24 protein-coding genes are annotated in these 19,490 nt (G+C 72.1%); 17 read left to right on the plus strand and 7 right to left on the minus strand.

Annotation, left to right across the window (positions count from 1 at the left end):
* Positions 1–123: 123 nt before the first annotated feature.
* On the minus strand, positions 124–1,611 hold the full coding sequence (locus tag LZ495_RS24080; protein ID WP_235054940.1) for an MFS transporter: 1,488 nt from the start codon (positions 1,609–1,611) through the stop codon (positions 124–126).
* Positions 1,612–1,808: 197 nt separating this feature from the next.
* Between LZ495_RS24080 and LZ495_RS24085 the strand changes: the two genes are divergently transcribed.
* The 11 genes from LZ495_RS24085 (at position 1,809) to LZ495_RS24135 (ending at position 8,784) form a co-directional block, all read left to right on the plus strand.
* Positions 1,809–2,768 (plus strand): helix-turn-helix transcriptional regulator, encoded by a 960-nt coding sequence (locus LZ495_RS24085; RefSeq protein WP_235054941.1) that lies wholly within the window; start codon positions 1,809–1,811, stop codon positions 2,766–2,768.
* Positions 2,769–2,860: 92 nt separating this feature from the next.
* Positions 2,861–3,712, plus strand: a complete 852-nt coding sequence (locus tag LZ495_RS24090) for a nucleotidyl transferase AbiEii/AbiGii toxin family protein (RefSeq protein ID WP_235054942.1) — start codon at positions 2,861–2,863, stop codon at positions 3,710–3,712.
* A 146-nt stretch (positions 3,713–3,858) separates the two neighbouring features.
* A complete protein-coding gene (locus tag LZ495_RS24095) occupies positions 3,859–4,431 on the plus strand; it encodes a hypothetical protein (RefSeq protein WP_235054943.1) in 573 nt (190 codons plus the stop codon).
* A gap of 4 nt (positions 4,432–4,435) precedes the next feature.
* Positions 4,436–5,659, plus strand: coding sequence for a DegT/DnrJ/EryC1/StrS family aminotransferase (locus LZ495_RS24100; RefSeq protein ID WP_235054944.1), 1,224 nt, complete (start codon positions 4,436–4,438; stop codon positions 5,657–5,659).
* A gap of 126 nt (positions 5,660–5,785) precedes the next feature.
* Positions 5,786–6,028, plus strand: a complete 243-nt coding sequence (locus tag LZ495_RS24105) for an EF-hand domain-containing protein (RefSeq protein WP_235054945.1) — start codon at positions 5,786–5,788, stop codon at positions 6,026–6,028.
* A 5-nt stretch (positions 6,029–6,033) separates the two neighbouring features.
* Positions 6,034–6,357, plus strand: coding sequence for a plasmid stabilization protein (locus LZ495_RS24110; protein ID WP_235055022.1), 324 nt, complete (start codon positions 6,034–6,036; stop codon positions 6,355–6,357).
* Positions 6,354–6,887, plus strand: a complete 534-nt coding sequence (locus LZ495_RS24115; protein ID WP_235054946.1) for a DUF6328 family protein — start codon at positions 6,354–6,356, stop codon at positions 6,885–6,887. The genes LZ495_RS24110 and LZ495_RS24115 overlap by 4 nt, the downstream gene beginning before the upstream one ends.
* A gap of 107 nt (positions 6,888–6,994) precedes the next feature.
* Entirely contained in the window at positions 6,995–7,213 is a 219-nt protein-coding gene (locus tag LZ495_RS24120) for a hypothetical protein (RefSeq protein ID WP_235054947.1), read from the plus strand.
* A gap of 1 nt (position 7,214) precedes the next feature.
* Positions 7,215–8,129: an MvdC/MvdD family ATP grasp protein gene (locus tag LZ495_RS24125; RefSeq protein ID WP_235054948.1), complete on the plus strand. Its 915-nt coding sequence runs from the start codon at positions 7,215–7,217 to the stop codon at positions 8,127–8,129.
* Positions 8,126–8,473 (plus strand): hypothetical protein, encoded by a 348-nt coding sequence (locus LZ495_RS24130; protein WP_235054949.1) that lies wholly within the window; start codon positions 8,126–8,128, stop codon positions 8,471–8,473. The genes LZ495_RS24125 and LZ495_RS24130 overlap by 4 nt, the downstream gene beginning before the upstream one ends.
* Positions 8,474–8,568: 95 nt before the next feature.
* Positions 8,569–8,784, plus strand: coding sequence for a hypothetical protein (locus LZ495_RS24135; protein WP_235054950.1), 216 nt, complete (start codon positions 8,569–8,571; stop codon positions 8,782–8,784).
* A gap of 263 nt (positions 8,785–9,047) precedes the next feature.
* Here the strand turns inward: LZ495_RS24135 and LZ495_RS24140 are convergent, their stop codons facing one another.
* Positions 9,048–9,581, minus strand: coding sequence for a GNAT family N-acetyltransferase (locus LZ495_RS24140; RefSeq protein ID WP_235054951.1), 534 nt, complete (start codon positions 9,579–9,581; stop codon positions 9,048–9,050).
* A 209-nt stretch (positions 9,582–9,790) separates the two neighbouring features.
* Here LZ495_RS24140 and LZ495_RS24145 point away from each other — a divergent pair, with 209 nt between their 5' ends.
* From LZ495_RS24145 to LZ495_RS24155, 3 genes are all read left to right on the plus strand, one after another.
* Positions 9,791–10,111 (plus strand): nuclear transport factor 2-like protein, encoded by a 321-nt coding sequence (locus LZ495_RS24145; protein WP_235054952.1) that lies wholly within the window; start codon positions 9,791–9,793, stop codon positions 10,109–10,111.
* 215 nt (positions 10,112–10,326) lie between these two features.
* On the plus strand, positions 10,327–11,370 hold the full coding sequence (locus LZ495_RS24150) for a serine hydrolase domain-containing protein (protein WP_235054953.1): 1,044 nt from the start codon (positions 10,327–10,329) through the stop codon (positions 11,368–11,370).
* Between the two features lie 113 nt (positions 11,371–11,483).
* Positions 11,484–12,572: a porin PorA family protein gene (locus LZ495_RS24155; protein ID WP_235054954.1), complete on the plus strand. Its 1,089-nt coding sequence runs from the start codon at positions 11,484–11,486 to the stop codon at positions 12,570–12,572.
* A gap of 65 nt (positions 12,573–12,637) precedes the next feature.
* Here LZ495_RS24155 and LZ495_RS24160 read toward each other — a convergent pair whose 3' ends face one another.
* A complete protein-coding gene (locus tag LZ495_RS24160; protein WP_235054955.1) occupies positions 12,638–12,925 on the minus strand; it encodes a hypothetical protein in 288 nt (95 codons plus the stop codon).
* Between the two features lie 113 nt (positions 12,926–13,038).
* Positions 13,039–13,719 (minus strand): TetR family transcriptional regulator, encoded by a 681-nt coding sequence (locus tag LZ495_RS24165; protein ID WP_235054956.1) that lies wholly within the window; start codon positions 13,717–13,719, stop codon positions 13,039–13,041.
* Between the two features lie 311 nt (positions 13,720–14,030).
* Between LZ495_RS24165 and LZ495_RS24170 the strand changes: the two genes are divergently transcribed.
* The 3 genes from LZ495_RS24170 to ligD all read left to right on the plus strand — a co-directional run bounded on the left by LZ495_RS24170 (position 14,031) and on the right by ligD (position 16,523).
* A complete protein-coding gene (locus tag LZ495_RS24170; protein ID WP_235054957.1) occupies positions 14,031–14,531 on the plus strand; it encodes a GNAT family N-acetyltransferase in 501 nt (166 codons plus the stop codon).
* Positions 14,532–14,655: 124 nt separating this feature from the next.
* Positions 14,656–15,501 (plus strand): hypothetical protein, encoded by an 846-nt coding sequence (locus tag LZ495_RS24175; RefSeq protein WP_235054958.1) that lies wholly within the window; start codon positions 14,656–14,658, stop codon positions 15,499–15,501.
* Between the two features lie 113 nt (positions 15,502–15,614).
* Complete coding sequence (gene ligD / locus LZ495_RS24180) at positions 15,615–16,523, plus strand: non-homologous end-joining DNA ligase (RefSeq protein ID WP_235055023.1); 909 nt, start codon at positions 15,615–15,617, stop codon at positions 16,521–16,523.
* 67 nt (positions 16,524–16,590) lie between these two features.
* Here ligD and LZ495_RS24185 read toward each other — a convergent pair whose 3' ends face one another.
* The 3 genes from LZ495_RS24185 to LZ495_RS24195 form a co-directional block, all read right to left on the minus strand.
* Positions 16,591–18,117: an AMP-binding protein gene (locus tag LZ495_RS24185; RefSeq protein WP_235054959.1), complete on the minus strand. Its 1,527-nt coding sequence runs from the start codon at positions 18,115–18,117 to the stop codon at positions 16,591–16,593.
* Between the two features lie 175 nt (positions 18,118–18,292).
* Complete coding sequence (locus LZ495_RS24190) at positions 18,293–18,652, minus strand: cupin domain-containing protein (RefSeq protein ID WP_235055024.1); 360 nt, start codon at positions 18,650–18,652, stop codon at positions 18,293–18,295.
* Positions 18,653–18,779: 127 nt separating this feature from the next.
* Positions 18,780–19,469 (minus strand): alpha/beta hydrolase, encoded by a 690-nt coding sequence (locus LZ495_RS24195; RefSeq protein ID WP_235054960.1) that lies wholly within the window; start codon positions 19,467–19,469, stop codon positions 18,780–18,782.
* Between the last annotated feature and the right edge of the window lie 21 nt (positions 19,470–19,490).

Consider the following 19,490-nt stretch of genomic DNA (forward strand, 5'->3'; position numbering starts at 1 on the left):
TTCCCACCCTCCTCGTCGCTGACCACAACGCTAGGCACCCCCACCGATTCCCGAATCCGTAGAACTACTGGCCACCACCCTCGGCCCGGTCGTGCTGTTCGGTTCACCTGTTCGGGCGCCGTGTCAGTGGCCGCCCTGGCGGGCGTGCTTCGGGAGGAGGAAGCCGAGGACGAAGGCCACCGCGGTCAGGGCCAGGGCGATCAGGGAGGCCATGGCCACCGCGTCCAGGGCCGACTGCTGGTGCATGGCGGCGCCGTCCATGCTGAAGAACACCGTGCCGAACACCGCCACGCCCAGGGCTGCGGCGAGCTGCTGCATCGACTCCAGCGCGCTGGACGCCGAACCGACTTCGTGGTCCTTGATGTCGCCCATGATGATGTCGAACAGCGGGACGAAGATCATGCCCATGCCGAGCCCGAAGACCAGGAACGGCGCCACCAGGATGCCGCTGCCCATGTCCGGGGTGGCGGTCGCGAAGACCGCGTACAGGCCGCCGATGCCGACCGCCATGATGGCCAGGCCGATGTGCAGGATCTTGCGGCCCAGCTTGGTCATCAGTGCGCCGCCGATGCCCGAGCCGACGAACGCGCCGGCCGCCCAGGCGCCCATCGTCAGGCTCGCCCGCATCGCGCTGAAGCCGAGGCCGAGCTGCAGGAACAGGCCGATGGTGAGCGAGAGTCCGACGATCGCGCCGAAGAAGACGATGACGAAGAGCACACCCGAGCTGTACGAGCGCTTCGCGAACACGCTCAGCTGCACCAGCGGGGCCTGCGCACCGCGGGCGGTGCGGCGCAGGGTGTGCGCGACGAATCCGGCCAGCACCGCGACCGCACCGGCGAGCATCCCGAACATCCAGAGCGGCCAGCCCTTTTCCTGGCCCTGCACCAGCGGGTAGACCAGCATGAACATCCCGGCGCCGCCGAGCAGGATGCCGCCCAGGTCGAAGGACTTGTCGGTGGTGGCGACCGGCGGCTTCGCGGGCAGCGCGTACTTGCCGGCCAGCAGGGCGAACGCGCCGAGCGGGACGTTGATCAGGAAGATCATGCGCCATCCGGTGCCGAGCAGGTCGGCGTCCACCAGCGCGCCGGCCACGATCGGGCCGAGGATCGTGGCGAGACCGATCGCCGGGCCGAAGGCGGCGAACGCCTTGCCCATCTCCTGCGGCGGGAACAGGTCCCGGATCAGCCCGAAGCCCTGCGGGATCATGATCGCGCCGGCCAGGCCCTGGAGCACGCGCGCCCCGATCAGCGCCTCCGGCGACCACGCGAGCGCGCACAGCACCGACGCGGCCACGAAGCCGACGATGCCGATCTGCATCATGCGCTTGCGGCCGAAGACGTCGCCCAGCCGCCCGCCGGTCAGCAGCCCGGCGGCCAGCGCCAGGGTGTACGCGGCGGCCATCCACTGCAGTGCGGAGTACGAACCGCCCAGGTCCGCGCGGATCGCCGGGGCGGCGACGTTCACGATGGAGGCGTCCAGCAGGTTCATCAGGGTGGCCGCGAGGATCACGGCCAGGCCGAGCCACTTGCGGTCGGCGCCGGTCCGCTCGGGGGCGGACGGGGTTCCGGCGGCGGCCGCGGGCATCGCCGCGGACTCCAGGACTGCGCTCACGGGAGAGCTCCTTGGGGGTCGCTGAACAGGGGACGTACCGGGGTCCTGCGGTCCGGGCCGTTGCGCCGTTCGAGCCGGCTGCAGCTGCTCTGACCTGGTACTTCGGGAGTTCGGTGGCCACCGCTTTCCTCCACTGCTAGAACTTTAGAAGGCTATTAGGCAAGCTTCGTTCCTAAAGGAAGGGCAGAGTCGAAATCATGTTGGAGACCTCGGCACGACTTCTGCGTCTGCTCTCTCTGCTGCAGACCCACCGCGACTGGACCGGCACCGAACTGGCCGAGCGCCTCGACGTCACCGCACGGACCGTGCGCAACGACGTCGAACGGCTGCGCAACCTCGGCTATCCGGTGCATGCGACGCGCGGCGCCGCGGGCGGCTACCGCCTCGGCGCCGGGGCGTCCCTGCCCCCGCTCCTCCTCGACGACGAAGAAGCCGTGGCGGTGGCCGTCGGCTTGCGCACCGCGGCCGGCGGCACGGTCGCGGGCATCGAGGAGACCTCGCTGCGTGCGCTCGCCAAGCTCGAACAGGTGCTGCCCAACCGGCTGCGGCGCCGCGTCAACGCGCTGCAGACGTACACCGTGCCGGTGCCCGGCCAGGACGGGCCGCGGGTGGACGCCGAGGTGCTCACCACGATCGCGGCCGCCTGCCGCGACCACGAGCGCCTGCGGTTCGACTACCGGGACTACTCGGGGGCCGAGACGCTGCGCAACGTCGAGCCGTACCGCATGGTCAACTGGGGCCGCCGCTGGTACCTGGTGGCCTGGGACGTGCAGCGCGAGGACTGGCGCATCTTCCGGGTCGACCGGGTCGCGCCGCGCACGCCGACCGGCCCCCGCTTCACGCCGCGCGACCTGCCGGCCGAGGACATCGCCGAGTACGTCTCCAGCCGGGTCGCCGCAGCCCCGTGGCGCACCCGGGCCCGGGTGACCGTGCACGCGCCCGCGGCGGAGATCTCCGGGCGTATCCCGGGCTTCGTCGGCACGGTCGAGCCGCGCGACGAGAACTCCTGCTACCTGTCGACCGGTTCGGACAACCCGGAGACCCTGGCAGTGTGGCTCGGCATGCTCGGCTGCGACTTCACCGTGGAGAACGCCCCCGAACTGGTCGAGCACCTGCGGCTCCTGGCCGAGCGGTACGCCAGGGCCGCGGAGAACTGAGCGCCGCCCGGCGCCGCCGCGCTGCGGTACGTTGCGCCCGCCGGGTCCGCAGGACCCGGCGCGGCACGACGGCAACGGGAAGGCGGTACGCGATGGCCGACGCACAGGGCTCGGGCGGAGCGCAGCGCGCCGCACTGGACCACGTCCTGGCGCTGATCGCGGAGTCGCCTTGGGCGGACCAGCTGGTGTTGCGAGGCAGCATGGCGATGCTCGCGTGGGCAGGCGACCGCGCCCGCGAACCCGCCGACCTGGACTGGATCGTGGTGCCCGGGCAGGATGCGGAAGGGCCCGACCCCGTCGCCGACTTCGTCGTCCTGCTGCGGGAGAGGCCGGATGCCGCGCCCGGTGTGCGTTTCGACCCCGACCGGCGCCTCCTCGATGGCCTCGGGCAGTACTACACCGCCGGAACTGCCCCCTTCGACGGGCCCGCCGGTCTGCGGCTCGCGATCCCGTGGACGTCCGAAACGGGCGAGCGCGGCTGGACGCGGATCGACTTTGCGCACGACGAGCCGATCCACGAGCCGCCCGTCCAGGCCCGCATTCCCCGCGGCGACGGCGGCCCGCCGACGACCGTCCAGGCGGCGAGCCCTGAGCTCTCGCTCGCCTGGAAGCTCCAGTGGCTGCAAAGCGATGCCACCCGCGTCGATCCCGACGACCCCTGGCAGCCCGCTCCGCGCGCCCAGGGCAAGGACCTCTACGACGCCGTCCTCCTCGCCGAGGCCTACGCCGCCACCCTCAGCGGCGCGCTGCTCGCCCGGGTCATGGGCATCCCGCGCGCCGAGGCCGCCGACCGCCTCGCCACATGCTTCGACGCCGACGCGATCTCCCGCTGGGATGTGGACTGGCGCGCGTTCCAGGCCGCGCACCCGCATGTCCGCGGCGGTGCCGACGCCTGGCTCGGGCGCCTCGCCCGTGCGGTCGCCCCGATCCTCTACGACCTGTAGCGCCCGACCTGCCACCACCTCCCTCCTCGCCGCGGAGCCTTGCGAGCCCCATCATGGCCATGATAGCCATGATGGTGATGAAAGCTGACAGGGCGTCAGCCCCGCCGGTACCAGCCGGCCGGACCCCGAGGACGAGGAGCACCGCCATGCCTGCGGTTCCGGACGACACCGCACTGCGGCGCCTCACGCACGCCGAGCTCGTCCACCGGCCCGGTGAACGCGCCCTCGCGCAACGGGTCCTGGAACTCCTCGGCTGCCGTGTCGTCGACCGCGGCGGGCACTTCTTCACCGCGTTCGTCGAGCCGGACGTCTCCGACTACCTCACCAACGTCCTGTACGCCTCCGAGGCGACCCCCGAGCAGTGGGCCTTCGAACAGGCCCTCGACGCGGCATCCGGCACCGGGCCGCTCGCCGAGGCCCGGGATGCCTGGGCCGCGCGCATGCGCGCCGAGCCGCAGCTCTCGTACCACTTCGGCCTGCGGCTGCCGAGCGAAGCAGCCCTGGACGCCGCGCTCGACCGCATCGGCGAAGCCGGCCGCACCGACCCCGAACTCGCCGGCCGCATCGAGGTCGCGGCGGTCTTCCGCCCCGGCGACCCCGGCGCCGCCACCGACGCGATGGTGCAGGCCTTCGTCCGCACCGACGTAGTCGCCTGCGGCCTCCTCGGCCTCGGCCAGCACATCGAACTGCAATGGCACATCCCGACCCGAAAGGCCTGAACACATGACCGAGCAGAAGAAGGTCGTCTACGCGACCGCGGTGTACGACCAGGACGAGATAGACGCGGTCATGGCCGTCCTGACCCAGGGCCAGAACGGCCTGCGCATCGGCCCCAACGTGGCCGAGATGGAGCGCCGCGTCGCCGACCTGTTCGGCAAGCGCCACGGCGTGATGGTCAGCTCGGGCTCCGCCGCGCTTTTCCTCGCCGTCGAACTCCTCGGCCTCGCCCCCGGCACCGAGGTCATCACCTCGCCGCTGACCTTCTCCACCGACCTGTCCTCGCTGCTGCGCGCCGGTCTGATCCCGGTCTTCGTGGACGTCGAGCCGGACACCTTCCAGATCGACGTCACGAAGATCGAGGAGATGGTCACCGACAAGACCGGCGCCGTCCTCATCCCCAACCTGGCCGGCAACGCCCCCGACTGGGACGCCATCCGCGAGATCGCCGACCGGCACGGCCTCAAGGTCATCGAGGACTCGTGCGACGCGGTCGGCGCCACCCTGCACGGCACCCCCACCGGCACCCGCTCCGACATCTCGGTGACCAGCTTCTCGCTGTCGCACATCATCACCGCGGCCGGCACCGGCGGCATGGTGATGCTGGACGACGACGACCTGCGCGACCGCTGCCTGACCCTGCGCGGCTGGGGCCGCCGCTCCGAGACGCAGCTGTTCGGCTCCAAGGCCGGCTCCCGCGACTTCTGGACCGACCTGGACGGCATCAGCTACGACAACATGTTCATCTTCGACGAGGCCGGCTGGAACTTCCTGCCCACCGAACTCTGCGCGGCCTTCGGCGTCCCGCAGGTCAAGAAGCTGCCCCTCAACTACGAGCGCCGGCAGCACAACTTCCGGCGCTTCTCGGAGATCCTGCGCCGCCACCCCGCGCACTTCACGCCGCCCCGGCAGACCGAGGGCCTGGACACCGCCTGGCTGTCGTTCTGCTTCCTGGTCAAGCCGGACGCCGGCTTCGGCCGCAGCGACCTCCAGCAGTACCTGGAGGCGCAGGGCATCGACACGCGCGTCGTGTGGACCGGCAACGCGGCCCGCCAGCCGTTCATGAAGGACGCCGCGTTCCGGCAGCCGGCCGGCGGCCTGCCGGGCGCCGACGAGGTCATGGAGTACGGCGTGCTCATCTCCTGCAACCACGGCCTCAGCGACGAGATGATCGACCACGTCGGCACCCACATCGACGCCTTCGTCGCCGGACGCACCGCAACGTCCTGAACCACCCCGGCACGGCACCCGACCGGCGTACGGGTGCCGTGCCCAGGTGTACTCCGCGGCGTATCGGGCAGCGGCCGCACAGGGGGCGACGGCATGTACGAAGCGTCCGCACCCAGGAGGCACCCGATGGCCACCCAGATCGACCGGTTCCGCTGCGCCGAGGTCTTCGCGAAATTCGACATCGAAGGCGACGGGCGGCTGGACACCCGGCAGCTGAACGCGGCCCTCGACCACCTCGGCCTTCCGGCGCCCGGCGCTGCCGTCGAGCAACTACTGCGCGGCTTCGACGTGGACGATTCCGGGCGCATCGAGTTCGACGAGTTCGTGGCCCTGGTCGCGGACGTCGACAAGCGCACCGAAAGGCAGTGATCGCCATGCCCCGGGGTTCGAGCCCCAAGCGGGAACGCCAGTACGAGCACATCAAGGACAGCGTCAAGAAGCGCGGCGCGAGCGAGAAGCGCGCCAAGGAGATCGCCGCCCGCACGGTGAACAAGGAACGCGCGCGGGCCGGCGAGTCGCGTACCGCGAGCCGCTCCTCGACGCACGACATCTCGTCCTCGCGGCGCGGCGGGCTGCGCTCGCACTCCGGTGCCGCCGGACCGACGTACGACCAGCTGTACGCCGAGGCCAAGCGGCGCAACATCAAGGGCCGTTCGTCGATGCGGAAGGCCGAACTGGCGAAGGCGCTGGGCCGGTGAGCATTGCCGAGTCCGGCGGCCGCCCCGGCGACCACGCCCGGGACGGCCGAGCCGACGACCGCAAGGACGGCCGGGACGAGACCCGCGAGGAGCGGGCCGACCGGCGCTGGCACGAGACGGTCCAGGAAGTCCGGGTCGTCCAGACCGGCGCGCAGATCCTCTTCGGCTTCCTGCTCAGCGTCGTCTTCACCTCCCGGTTCGCCGAACTCGGCGACTTCGACCGCGGGCTGTACGTCGCCGCCGTGGTCCTCGGCGCCCTGTCGACCGGCGCACTGATCAGCATCGTGGCCTGCCACCTCGCGGTCTCCGGGCGCCGGGTCAAGCCGCAACTGGTGCAGACCGCAGGCGTGATGGTCGCGGTCGGCATGGGGCTGCTGGCCTGCACGGTCGGCTGCTCCCTCCTGCTCCTGCTGCGCGTCGCGATCGACGACACCGCCGCCGCGGTGATCACCGCCGTGGTCGCCGGGCTGATCCTGCTGTGCTGGGTGGTGCTGCCCGTCCTGATGCGGGCCCAGGGCGACGGGGACTGAGCCCGGACAGGGGCCGAGCCCGGGGGAGCCGCGGGTGATCCCATACCCCGGGCCCGGACGGGTAGCGTCGAAGTCCTGGCAACAGCCGTGCCGAGACGGAGAATCCCTTGAGATACCTCGCGCTCCGCGAGCGACACCGCGGCGACGACGCACCGCCGGACGGGGCCGCGGCCGTGCTCCCGGCGCACCGCTACGACCCCTTGGCCGGCCTGAACGTCCTCGAGGACGGCGGCGCCGTCCTCGTCGAGGCGGTCCACGGGCCGATGTTCGGGTTCACCATCACGAACCACCCGCAGCCGATCGGCGCCAAGAAGGACGACGACTGAGATGCCCCGGCGGCCGCGCCCGGTCGGCATCGTCGTCGTCACCAGCGACGACGACTACACGGCCGACATGGTCGTACGGGGCCTCCCGCGCGAGGCGTTCGTCCGCCTCGATCCGGGGCGCCTGCGTCCCGGCGCCCTGCTGAACGCCCCCACACCGGACGGCGAATGCCGGGTCGACGGCCGGATCATCGCACCGACCGCCGCGGTGTGGTGGCGCAAGCCCACCCCGCCGCGGCTGATGGCCGCCGACGAGGCCTGGGCGGCCGACGAGACGACCAGCCTGCTGGAAGGCATGCTGCGCAACAGCACCGCGGCCCGGCGCTGGATGAACAGCCCGCCCGCCGTGGCCCGCATCCGGCCCAAGCCGGTGCAACTCGCGCTGGCCCGCCAGGTCGGTCTGGCCGTGCCGGACAGCCTGGTGACGACCGACTCCCGCGAGGCCTCGGCGTTCATCGCCGAAGGCCCGACCGTGGTGAAGCCCACCACGCAGCGCTTCACCCAGTTCGCCCCGGTCTTCCGCATCGCGCCCGGCGACGACCTGGGCGGGCTGCAAGGCGCACTGTGCCTGCTGCAGCGCGAGATCGCCCCCAAGGTCGCGGACTGGCGGGTGACCGTGGTCGGGGACGATGTCTTCGCCTGCCGCATCACCGCGGCACGGCTCGACTGGCGCATCCGACCGCACGAATGCCTCTACCACGCCGAGGACTTGGACCCGGCGACGGCCCGGCTCCTGTGCGCCTACCGGGAACGGGCCGGCCTCAGCCTGGCGGCCTTCGACCTCGCCGAGGACGCCGACGGGACGCTGTGGTTCCTGGACGCCAACGCCAATCCCGAATTCGGCTTCCAGGAGGTGGCGACCCGGGCCCCGATCACTGCGACGCTGGCCAAGTGGCTTCAGGGGGAGGAGCGGACATGACCGGCCGGACAGCATGTGCGCACACCTGGGAGCACCGGCTCCTGGGACGCTCCGCGGACGGCGTGCACACCAACCGGTGGACCTGCGCCAAGTGCGCGGCCACAGAAGTGACCTTCATCCGCCGCGCGGTCTGCGCCCGGGTGCCGTCGACGGGCGGCGCGGACCTGGTGGCCGGGCACGTCTGGGCGGCGGTGCCCGGCGTGGCCATGACCCGGTGCGCGGCCTGCGCGAGGGTGACGATCCGCGCCGAGGCGGTCTGCCCGGACGACGCGCACGACTGGCCGCCCGACGGCGACAGCCGCTGCAACCGCTGCGGCCACACCGTGCTCGACCTGTACCGCTGACGCTCCGGCAGGGCGGTGGCGCGTCCGCTTGCGCCGGTCGGGCGACTCCCGTCCCGGACAGTGACCCCCGGGCGATCCGGCTCGTTGAGTCGGCCGTGACCACCACAAAGCGTGTCCTCGCCTGCGCCGCCCTTGCGGCCGCGTCGTCCGTCATCGCTCTCTCCGGCAGCGCCCAGGCTGCCGGAACCTCCCTCCCCGGCGTGCCCGGGGCCGACTCCCTGGGCCAGGTGACCGGCCTGCTCGGCGGCGCCGGCCTCGCCGGCCTCGGCGGCGGCGTCGCCCCGCTGGGCGGCGGCCTGCCGATCGGCTGACCGGCCGGCTCCACCTGCACCACACGCTGAACGCTGAACCCGCAGTACCTGCGACACCTGCCACAAACGAGGCCGCGCCCCGCGACATCCGTCGCGAGGCGCGGCCTCAGGCGATTGGGGACGCCGGCATCAGGTTGTGTCCCGCAGAGTGGTGCAGCGAGCGCCGCCATGTGCATAGGTCGATACCGGCACGCCGGTGAGCGCGGTTCGTACGACCGGTGCCGCGAGATTGCCGGCACCACTCGGCGGGACGCCACCCGATGTCACCACACGTCGCCGTCCCGCCAGTCGGCGGCGAGCGGCGCCGTGCGGTCGGCCGGCCCGCCGGACCCGAACACATAGACGGAGTCGTCTTCGTCCGGCGTGGCGACCAGGCCCTCGGGAGTCAGCGCCGAGGTCGGCCCCTGCCACGGCAGCCAGCCGCGCGACAGATAGAAGGGCACCGCCTCGTCGCTCGCGCTCAGCACGCCCAGGTCGTACGCCCGCTCCACGGCCCGCTCCAGCCCGGCCATCATGGTTCCGGCGTGGCCGCGCCGGCGCCGGTCGGCGCGCACCCCGACACCCTCGACATATCCGCAGCGCAGGGCCCGGCCGCCGAGCAGCATCCGGCGCTGGACCAGGGCCGCGTGGCCGACCAGTTCGCCGTCCTCCCACAGCAGGGCCTGCAGGCCGCCGAGGCAGTGCTCCCAGTCCTCGTCGGACATGTCCCCCTCGAACACGTCGTCGAGGAGCTTGCGGGCCAGGGCCAGTTCGTGCGGTTCGAAGTCGGCGGTATGGGCGATGCGCAACTCGGTCATCACCCCATCCTGACAAGGGACCCCTGCGGCCGCCCGGATTTTTCCGCCCGGTGGAGCGCCGGGCGCCGCGGCCCGCGGGGCGGTCCGGGCGTCACCCGTTCCGCGTACTCCGACAGAGCCGGCGCGGCCGCCGCATGGTCGACTGAGGTGGCCGCACCGGCCGACCGCGCCGGTCCGGTTCCCTGAACCAGGCAAGGAGCGTGACCCCGATGGTCGCCACCAAGCAGCTGTCCGACCCGACCGTGCGCGCGTTCGTCGAAGCGGTGAACACCCACGACAAGGCCGCCTTCCTGGCGTTGCTCACGCCGGACGCGACCATGACGGACGACGGCACCGAGCGCGACCTCGCGGACTGGACGGACCGCGAGATCTTCACCACCCGGGGGCACATCGACGTCGTGTCGGAGTCCGACGGCGGCCGGGCCTTCGTCGCGGACTACCGCAACGACACCTGGGGCAGCATGCGCACCGCGTGGCGCTTCACCGTGCACGGCGACAAGATCAGCCGCTTCGACACCGGGCAGGCCTGAGCCGTTCCGCATCGTCCCGCATCGGCCCGGGTCTTCCCGGCTCATCCGGAGCGGCACGGAGCGGTACAGAGCGGTACGCAGCTTTCCGGAGCCCGCCGGACCGCGCGTCTACTCCCGCCGTAGGACGACACCCGCCCGCGGGGAGGAGACCCCCGCCCCGAAATCGTCGGGGCGGGGGAAGCCGCCGCCGGACCCGTCGACCAGGATGGTCGTCCATGACAGACCTTGCGGACCTGGTCCACCACACCGCCGACCGGCTCACGGCGCAGAAGCATGTCGGCGTCGTGGTCGCCGCGGTCGCCGGGGACCGGGTGGAGATCCGCGGCGCCGGACGGCTCGGCGGCGGCAGCAAGGCCTGCCCGGAGGCCGACACGCTCTTCGAGATCGGCTCGGTCACCAAGACCTTCACGTCCCTGGCGCTGGCCCGCATGGCGGTGGCCGGCAGCACGGCACTGGACGAGCCCCTCGCGGACGTGCTGCCGCCGTGGAGCCGGGTGCCCACCCGCGACGGCCAGTACATCTCGCTCGAACACCTGGCCACCCACACCTCCGGCCTGCCCCGGCTGCCCAAGGGCATGCTGCTGCCCGCGCTGCTGCGCCCGAACGCCCCCGACCCGTACGCCGCCTGCACCGCCGAGAAGCTCCTCAAGGGGCTCGCCGAGACCAAGCTCGGCTCGGTGCCCGGCCAGCGGTTCCGCTACTCGAACCTGGGCGGCGGCCTGCTCGGCCTCGCCCTCGCCGAGCGGTCCGGGCTGGAGTACGCCGAGCTGATCGGCCGCGAGATCCTCGAACCGCTCGGCATGGCCGACACCGTGGTGGACGTGGACGCCGAGCGGGCCGGCCGCTGGGCCGCCGGGCACGGCAAGAACCGCAAACCGGTCGCGCCCTGGAACCTCGCCGACCTGGTCGGCGCAGGCGGACTGCGCTCCACGGCCCGCGACATGGCGGTCTTCGTACAGGCCCAACTCGACCCGGGAAGCGGGGAGTTGGCGGACGCAATGCGGCTGGCCCGGGACGTGGAGTTCCGCAACAGCGCCTTCCAGCGCACCCACATGGGCTGGATCAGCACCGGGCGGCACGGCAAGGACTACCGGCAGTACTGGCACAACGGCGGTACGGGCGGCTTCCGTTCGTTCGTCGGCTGCACGCCGGACGCGGGCGTGGGCGTCGTCCTGCTGAGCAACACCGCGCGCTCGCTGGACCGGCCGGGCCTGGGCCTGCTCGCCGCCCTGGAGGACCGGCAGGCGGTCGCGGCATGAACAGGACCTGTACCACGAAAGGTTGAAGTTCGGACCGAAACGTCTATTCCGCTCACCCGCGCGTGCTTCCTTTGGATCATGTCGATCAGCCGACGAGAACCACAGGAGATCGCATGCGCCGCGCATCATGGATCCTCAGCTCGGTTTCGATACTGCTCGTCGCCGCAGGAGCAGTAGGCAAGTTCGCCGTCTATCCGGCCCTGCACCAGATGCCGGACGACGCCGAGGGCAAGATGCAGTTCCAGGGCACGCTGACCGCACTCGACCCGCAGGCCATGGGCAAAGGCGACTTCGCCAATGCCGTGATCCGCGACCTGCCGGTGACCGCGGACCGCAAGGTCAAGGCGGTGCACACCTCGGGTTCGACGATCGTGCTCAACGACCGCACCGAAGTGTTCGGCCCGACCCGGCAGATCGTGTCGGTCAGCGAGCACCAGTACGCCGTGCACCGCGAGACGCTGATGGAGCGCCCGGTGCCGCGCGACGTCCCGGCCGAGCCGCACGTGGGGCTCAGCGCCGGCTTCCCGCTCACCCCCGAAAAGCGCGACTACACGTTCTGGGACTCCGAGACCCGGACCACCGTGCCTGCCGTCTATGCGGGCAGCGGCAAGCGGCAGGGCCGCACGGTCTACGTGTACCGCATCATCGCCGCAGGCCCGCTCGCCGACCCCGCGGTCAAGGGCGCACTCCCGCCTGCGCTCCCGAAGGCGGCCCTGCAGGCGCTCAATCCGGCGGCGCCGCTGGCCGGGCAGCCGGACACCGTGCCGCTCGAATACCGCTCGACCACCGACATGACCGGCTACGTCGACGCCGAGACCGGCGTGACGATCGCGCTGGAGTCCGCGAAGGGCATCACCGCGACGGTCCAGGGCGCCGAGGTCTTCCCGGTCGCCCAGGCCAAGCTCTCCAGCACGAAGGCCTCCGAGGCCGACCTGGCGGACACCGCGGCGACCGCCGCCCTGGTGTTCTGGATCCTGTCGGACGCCGCACCGTACGGCCTGTGGGCGCTGGCCCTCGCGCTGGCGCTGCTCGTCGTGTGGCTGGAGCGCCGGGCCCGCCGGACCGCCCCCGCGGCGGTCGGCGACGCTGCCGCAGCGCCGCCCGGAACCTCTGGCGAGGACCCGGCAGCCGACACCGAGCCGGGCCAACTGCCCCAGCAGCGCGAAGAATCAGGTGATCCGGACCGCGAGCGCAGCGGCTGACAGGGAGAAGGACCGGGGGCGTCCGGACCGGAGCCGGACGCCCCTGGGACGCCCCCGGGACGTACTCAGGCGCCCGGCACCCAGTGGTTGTGGACCTCGACGATGCTCGGTTCCGGGCCGTTCGCGGGCGTGATGCCCACCTCGGCGCTGATCGGCATCATGCGGGCCATGAACGCCTCCATGTCGGCCTGGGAGTTCCACAGGTCGGTGATCTCCATGCCGCCGTCCTTGGCGACCGCGACATGGGTGAGGCAGCCGGTGAAGATCTCCGGCCCTTCCTTCTGGAGCCGGGCGAACAGCGCGTCGTACTGCTGCGCGGTGATCGGGATTTCGATGCGCATGAGAATGGCCATGACGCTCTCCTGGATGTCCGTCCGCGCGGACCCGGGCGGGCCCGGCGGCCCCCGATCCAATTTGCTCCCCAACCGGGAGCGGCACAAGTGCACGGCCGCGGCGGCGGCCGTGCTCAGTCCTCGTCGATGATGCCGAGACCGTCGAGCAGGGCGTCCAGGCCGGCCAGGAACTCCGGCTCGCCGCCGCCCTCGGCCATGACCGGAGCGAGCGAGCGCAGCATCGGGTAGTCCTTGCGCAGCCGGTGCAGGCCGAGTCGGAAACCCGGGTCGGTCTCGTCCGGCGCGTCCACGACCGCGCGCAGGTCGATGATGGCGAAGCCCAGCGCCCATGCGCTGCACGCGCGGTAGGCCCTTATGGCGCTCGGGCCGTCGACGCCCTCGGCGGCGAGCCGCGCGAGCACGCGCTCGGGCAGCCGCAGGACCGGCGCAGGCCGCCGGACCAGCGGCACGGTCAGCAGGCGGGACACCACGAGCGGCAGCACCTGCGGGTGGGTGTTCGCGGCGCGGTAGAACGCCAGGGCGATCCGGTGCATCTCGGCCCGGACGCCGGTCTCCTCCGGGCCCGCGTCGAGGGCCTGGTGGGTCTCGTCGAACATCAGCTCGACGAGCCCGTCGAGCAGCGCGTCCTTGTTCTCCGCGTAGTGGTAGAGCGCCATCGGCTCGACGCCGAGCTCGCCCGCCAGTTTGCGCATGCTGAGCGCGTCCAGCCCCTCCCGGTCGACGAGTGCGAGCGCGGTGGTGAGCACGATCTCGCGGCTCAGGCGGCCGCGGCCGGACTCGCGTTCGGTGGGCATCGCGTCCTCCCGGGCGGGATCTTGCGGACCTGTCGACGGACCTGTTGACGGACCTGTCGGGCGGTGCAAGCCTGTATAAGTACGTCGTAAATGTACGAGATAAATATACTTCGTCCGTATACATTCGGCCTAGCCCGTCCCGTGTCCACCGGGCCAGCAGGGCACCAGAGCGCCGAGCGCGGCCGGTGCGGACGTCGGCGAGGGCGCGGAAGCGACCGGTGCGCCCGAGGACATCGTCGGCGCCGCGCCGCGCTCGGCAGGCCGGAAAATGCCCGCGACGGCCCCGCCCCGGATACGGCAGAGTGGGCCGGATGAAGATCAGCATGGAGATCCGCGACGCCGTGCCCGAGGACTGGCCGGCGATCTGGCCGTTCTTCCGCGAGATCGTCCGGGCCGGCGAGACGTACACCTACCCGCGGGACACCGACGAGGAGTTCGGGCGGGTCCTGTGGATGCTCGCCCCGCCGGGCCGCACGGTGGTCGCGGTCGACGCGGACGGGACCGTGCTCGGCAGCGCCAAGATGAACCCGAACCAGATGGGCCCGGGCTCGCACGTCGCGAGTGCGAGCTTCATGGTCGACCCGGCGGCCCGCGGCCGCGGCGTGGGGCGGGCACTGGGCGAGCACGTGCTGGCCTGGGCGCGGGCGGAGGGCTACCGGTCGATGCAGTTCAACGCGGTCGTCGAGTCGAACACGCATGCGGTCGCGCTGTGGAAGTCGATCGGCTTCGAGGTCGTGGGCACGGTGCCCGGGGCGTTCCACCACCCCGAGCTCGGCGACGTCGGCCTGCATGTGATGTACCAGCGGCTCTGACCAGGCCGTGCCGGCGTCCCGACGGCGCCTGCGTCTTGAAACTGACGGTGCATCAGTTTAGGTTCCGGGTGCCGGGGCGCGGCAGGCACGGCGTCCCCGAGACGCGGCAGCCTGGAGGTTCGGCATGACGTATCAGCCGTTGGAAGTCGGCGGTGTCGACGACTACCCGGTCAAGGTGGGCAGCATGTTGCTGACCCTGGTCGACCCGCATCGCGGGTTCGAGCGCGCCTACAACCGCTGGTACGAGCGCGACCACTACTACGGCGGCTGCATGGTCGGCCCGCATCTGTTCGCGGGCAGCCGGTGGGTCGCCACGCGCCCCCTCAAGGACCTGCGCTGGGCGGGCGGCCCGGACGGCGCCGAGCCGGTGGCCGAGCCCGCTGATGCGGGCAGCTACGTCGGCATCTACTGGGTCGAGAAGGGCCGCCACAAGGAGCACTTCGACGACTGGGCGCGGCCGCAGGTCGCCGCACTGTACGGTGCCGGGCGCGGCTTCGCGGAGCGCACCCACGTGCACACCGTGCTCTTCGACCACCTCGGCGCGTCCTACCGCGACGACGACCCGGTCCCCGTCGACCTGGCGCTCGACCACGGCTACGACGGCATCGTCGCCCTGTGGCTGGACGCCCGCGGCGGCCGGACCGCCGCCGAGTTGCTCGCCGACCTGGACCGGGACCACCTGCCCGGCCTGCTCAAGGGCTCCGCGCTGGAGATCGCCTCGTCGTGGGCGCCCTCGCCGGGCGAGGAAGAAGTCCGCACCAAGCAGCCGATGCCGCTGGGCAGCGCCCCGGGCGGCGCCGGGCGGCTCGTCCAGCTGTTCTTCTGCCACGGCGACGTCCGCGAGACGCTCCCCGCGCTGCGCGCCTACTCCGACGCCGTCGAGGCAGCCGGCCTCGCCGACGCGCGCCTGGCCGCCCCGTTCTTCCGCACCCACCCCGGCACCGACCGGTACGTCGACGAGATCTGGTGACCGGCGGGCCGCCGTAAAACCCCGCACAGCGGGCAGTTGGTCAGGGAAACCCTCGGCACCCCCGAGGCCCGACCAACTGCCCGGCGGGAGGCGCGACGCAGGTGACCGCGACCATGGACATCCGCGCCGGAAGGCGCACGGTGCAGATCAGCCGTCCCGACAAGGTGCTCTTCCCGGACGACGGCCTGACCAAGGCCGACCTGGCCGACTACTACCGGGCCGTCGCCCCGCGCATGCTCCCGCACCTGCGCGGCCGGGCGCTGATGATGGAGCGCTACCCGGACGGCATCGGCGACCGCCCCCTGATGCAGAAGAACACCCCCGAGTACTTCCCGGACTGGATCCGCCGCGCCGAACTCCCCAAGGAGGGCGGCACCGTCGTGCATCCGGTCGCCGACGACACCGCCACGCTCGTGTACCTCGCCGGCCAGGCCTGCGTGACGCCGCACCGCTGGCAGTCCCGGGTCGACCGCCCCGAGCAGCCCGACCGCCTCGTCTTCGACCTCGACCCGCCGCGCGACGACTTCGCCCCGGTCCGCGACGCCGCCCTCGCGCTCCGCGCTCTGCTGGACGAACTGCGGCTGCGCAGCGCGGTCATGGCCACCGGCTCGCGCGGCCTGCACGTCATCGTCCCGCTGGACCGCAGCGCCGACTTCGACACGGCCCGCGGGTTCGCCCTCGACGTGGCGTCGCTGCTCACCGCGCGGCACCCCGACACCCTCACCACCGCGGCCCGCAAACAGGCCCGCGGCAACCGCCTCTACCTGGACGTCCAGCGCAACGGGTACGCCCAGACCGCGGTCGCCCCCTACGCGGTCCGCGCCCGCCCCGGCGCCCCCGTCGCGGCCCCGGTCACCTGGTCCGAGGTCGCCGAGCCCGGCATGAACGCCCGCCGCTGGACCGTGAAGTCCGTCCTCGACCGCCTCGACGACGACCCCTGGCACGACATGTCCTGGCGCGGCCACGCGGTAAGTGCCGCCGCCCGCCGGCTGGAACGGCTCGGGGCACGGACGAACCGCTGACCGGCGGACGCCCGGCGGCGGTGCGCAGCCGCAGACCGCCGGGCGTCCGTGCACCGCCGTACGCGGGTCAGTTCACCTGGCGTTCGTGGCCCGCCCAGAAGGGTTCGCGGAGCTTGAACTTCTGGAGCTTGCCGGTGGCCGTCCGGGGCAGGGCGTCCACGAACTCGACCCGCTTGGGGCACTTGTAGCCCGCCAGGCGGGTCCGGCAGTGCGCGATCAGGTCCACGGCGCTGACCGCCGGGTCGGCGACCACCAGCGCGGTCACCAGTTCGCCCCACTTCTCGTCCGGGGTGCCGATGACCGCGACCTCGCGGACCGCGGGATGCGAGGTCAGCGCGTCCTCGACCTCGATCGACGAGACGTTCTCGCCGCCCGAGATGATCACGTCCTTCTTGCGGTCGGTGATCGCCAGGTAGCCCTCGTCGTCCAGATGGCCGCCGTCACCGGTGTGGAACCAGCCGCCGGCCTGCGCCTTCTCGGTCTCCTCGGGCTGCTCCCAGTAGCCGTCCAGGTTGTGGTTGGACGCGGTGAGCACCTCGCCGTCGGTGTCCAGCTCGACCCGCACACCCAGGGCCGGGACGCCCGCACGGCCGAGCCGCCGGGCCCGCTCCTCGGGGGGCAGGCCGTCCCACTCGGCGCGCTGCCGGTTGACGGTGACCAGCGGCGAGGTCTCGGTCAGGCCGTAGATCTGGATGAACTCCCAGCCCAGCTCGGCATGGATGCGCTCGATGGTCCGGGTCGGCGGCGGGGCGCCCGCGCAGATCACCCGCACCCGGTCCCGGCCGGGGATCTCGCCGTGCCAGTGCGGCGCGGCGTCCAGCACCGCGTTGACCACCGCCGGCGCCGCGCACATGAACGTCACGCCGTGCTGCTCGACCCGGCGCAGGATCTCGGTGCCGTCGACCTGGCGCAGCACGATGTGCCGCCCGCCGAGGCCCGTCACGATGTACGGCATGCCCCAGCCGTTGGCATGGAACATCGGCAGGGTGTGCAGGTACACGTCGCGGTCGGTGATCGTGGTGTGCAGCCCGAAGACCGTGGCGTTCAGCCACAGGTTCCGGTGGGTGAGCTGCACGCCCTTGGGCCGCGCGGTGGTCCCCGAGGTGTAGTTGATGGTGGCGGTGGCGTTCTCGTCCGCGAGCGACCAGGGCAGCGGCTCGGTGTCCGGAAGGAACAGCGTCTCGTCCTCGCCCAGCACGAATTTGTGCTTCACGTCGAGCCCGTCGAGGACCGCGGCGCACGACGGGTCGGCGTACACGACCGAGGCGCCCGAGTGCGCCACGATGTACTCGATCTCCGGCCGGGACAGCCGGAAGTTGACCGGTACCAGCACGCGTCCCCAGCCCGACACGCCGAAGAACGACGTCAGCAGCCGGGCCGAGTTCTGCGACACCACCGCCACACGGGCGCCGACCGGCACGTCGAGCCGGTCCAGATGCGCGGCCTGCGCGCGGGCCAGCCGGTCCAGGTCGCGGTACGTCAGCTCGCCGAGCGATGCGGCGGGCTGGTCCGGCTCGTCGACCACCGCCGTGCGGTCCGGGTAGACATGCGCCGCACGGTCGAGGAAGTCGCGGATGGTCAGCGGGTAGTGCACAGCACCTCCGGTCGGATGGATCGCCGTCTCACCGTCGTACCACCGCCGGGGCGCGCGTGATCGGTCCGCGTTCCGGCCGTGCTGCGCAGACTAACGCGGATCGGGGCGAAGGGTTCCGCCCTCGCGGCACTGCTTCAGGAGTCCCGCCTTCCGGATCGCCGGATCGGGGTCTCCGTCACTTGGCCGGCTTGGCGTAGCGCGTCATCTCTCCGCCGAAGTCGAAGACCACGGCCGTCTCGTCGCCGACCACCCAGGCGTCGTGGCCCGGGTCGCACACGAAGACGTCGCCCGGGCCGAGATCCGCCTCGGTGCCGTCGTCCATGCGGATGTGCAGGTGGCCTTCGGCCACGAAGCCGTTGTGGTGGAACTGGCAGCTGCCGGTCCCGGCGATCGGCCCCACGTCCTGGGACCAGCGCCATCCGGGCTCGAATTGGGCCCGCCCGAACTCCAGGCCCTCGATATTCAGGGCGTCCAGGTGGCCATGAGGCATATCGCGGACCTCGTCCGCGGACTCGAGTGAGCGTACGGCGAGCATCATGTCGACCATCTCCTTTGCCCCCGCACTTTCCATCGTGCGCCGCGCCGGCGGGCATGAAGGTCAGGGTTTGGTACCGATCGCGCGGGGGCGCGGAGTTGATTGACGGTTCACCTTCGGGCCGCGCTCACAGCGCCTGCGCGGCCTTGTCGATCAGCGCGGCGACGTCGTCCGGACGGGACGCGAGCGAGGCGTGGCCCGCGTCCAGGGTCAGGGTGTCGCGGGCCTCCATCCGCTCCGCGAACCACTTCTGGGTGCCCGGCGGGATCATGTGGTCCTCGGACGAGACCTGGTACCAGCTCGGCTTGCCGCGCCACGCCGCGGGACCGGCCTTGTCGTCGAAGCAGCGGGCCGCGATGGGCTTCTGGGTACGCGCCATGATCAGCGCCTCGCCGGCGTCGACGTCCTGGCAGAACCCGCCGTGGAACATCCCGAAGTCGAGCCACAGGAACCCGTCGGCGTCCGGCTTGAGCAGGCCGTCCGGCGGCGGCGGCGCGCCGTCGCGGGCCAGCAGCGCACCGAGGGACTCGCCCTCGTCCGGCGCGAACGCGGCGATGTACACCAGGCCCGCCACGTTGGGGGCGTGCCCCGCACCGCTGATCACGGCACCGCCGTACGAGTGCCCGACCAGCAGCGTCGGCCCGTCCTGGGACGCCAGCAGAGTGCGGGTCTTGTGGATGTCGTCCTCGAGCGAGGTCAGCGGGTTCTCCACCGCGGTGACCTCATAGCCGCGCGCCGCCAGCAACGGGATCACACCCCGCCAGTGCGCCGCCCCGCCCCAGGCGCCATGCACCAGAACCACATTCTTGACCGCCATCTACCTGCTCCTCGCCTCAAG

Origin of the sequence: Yinghuangia soli (assembly GCF_021502675.1) — a bacterium.
GTDB lineage: Bacteria > Actinomycetota > Actinomycetes > Streptomycetales > Streptomycetaceae > Yinghuangia > Yinghuangia soli.

Coding starts and splice junctions, on each gene's coding strand:
- LZ495_RS24190 (WP_235055024.1), bottom strand. CDS start 18,652: ATGCTCGCCGTACGCTCACTCGAGTCCGCGGACGAGGTCCGCGATATG.
- LZ495_RS24150 (WP_235054953.1), top strand. CDS start 10,327: ATGACAGACCTTGCGGACCTGGTCCACCACACCGCCGACCGGCTCACG.
- LZ495_RS24130 (WP_235054949.1), top strand. CDS start 8,126: ATGACCGGCCGGACAGCATGTGCGCACACCTGGGAGCACCGGCTCCTG.
- LZ495_RS24100 (WP_235054944.1), top strand. CDS start 4,436: ATGACCGAGCAGAAGAAGGTCGTCTACGCGACCGCGGTGTACGACCAG.
- LZ495_RS24160 (WP_235054955.1), bottom strand. CDS start 12,925: ATGGCCATTCTCATGCGCATCGAAATCCCGATCACCGCGCAGCAGTAC.
- LZ495_RS24195 (WP_235054960.1), bottom strand. CDS start 19,469: ATGGCGGTCAAGAATGTGGTTCTGGTGCATGGCGCCTGGGGCGGGGCG.
- LZ495_RS24105 (WP_235054945.1), top strand. CDS start 5,786: ATGGCCACCCAGATCGACCGGTTCCGCTGCGCCGAGGTCTTCGCGAAA.
- LZ495_RS24090 (WP_235054942.1), top strand. CDS start 2,861: ATGGCCGACGCACAGGGCTCGGGCGGAGCGCAGCGCGCCGCACTGGAC.
- LZ495_RS24140 (WP_235054951.1), bottom strand. CDS start 9,581: ATGACCGAGTTGCGCATCGCCCATACCGCCGACTTCGAACCGCACGAA.
- LZ495_RS24125 (WP_235054948.1), top strand. CDS start 7,215: ATGCCCCGGCGGCCGCGCCCGGTCGGCATCGTCGTCGTCACCAGCGAC.
- ligD (WP_235055023.1), top strand. CDS start 15,615: ATGGACATCCGCGCCGGAAGGCGCACGGTGCAGATCAGCCGTCCCGAC.
- LZ495_RS24095 (WP_235054943.1), top strand. CDS start 3,859: ATGCCTGCGGTTCCGGACGACACCGCACTGCGGCGCCTCACGCACGCC.
- LZ495_RS24170 (WP_235054957.1), top strand. CDS start 14,031: ATGAAGATCAGCATGGAGATCCGCGACGCCGTGCCCGAGGACTGGCCG.
- LZ495_RS24145 (WP_235054952.1), top strand. CDS start 9,791: ATGGTCGCCACCAAGCAGCTGTCCGACCCGACCGTGCGCGCGTTCGTC.
- LZ495_RS24110 (WP_235055022.1), top strand. CDS start 6,034: ATGCCCCGGGGTTCGAGCCCCAAGCGGGAACGCCAGTACGAGCACATC.
- LZ495_RS24165 (WP_235054956.1), bottom strand. CDS start 13,719: ATGCCCACCGAACGCGAGTCCGGCCGCGGCCGCCTGAGCCGCGAGATC.
- LZ495_RS24155 (WP_235054954.1), top strand. CDS start 11,484: ATGCGCCGCGCATCATGGATCCTCAGCTCGGTTTCGATACTGCTCGTC.
- LZ495_RS24085 (WP_235054941.1), top strand. CDS start 1,809: ATGTTGGAGACCTCGGCACGACTTCTGCGTCTGCTCTCTCTGCTGCAG.
- LZ495_RS24175 (WP_235054958.1), top strand. CDS start 14,656: ATGACGTATCAGCCGTTGGAAGTCGGCGGTGTCGACGACTACCCGGTC.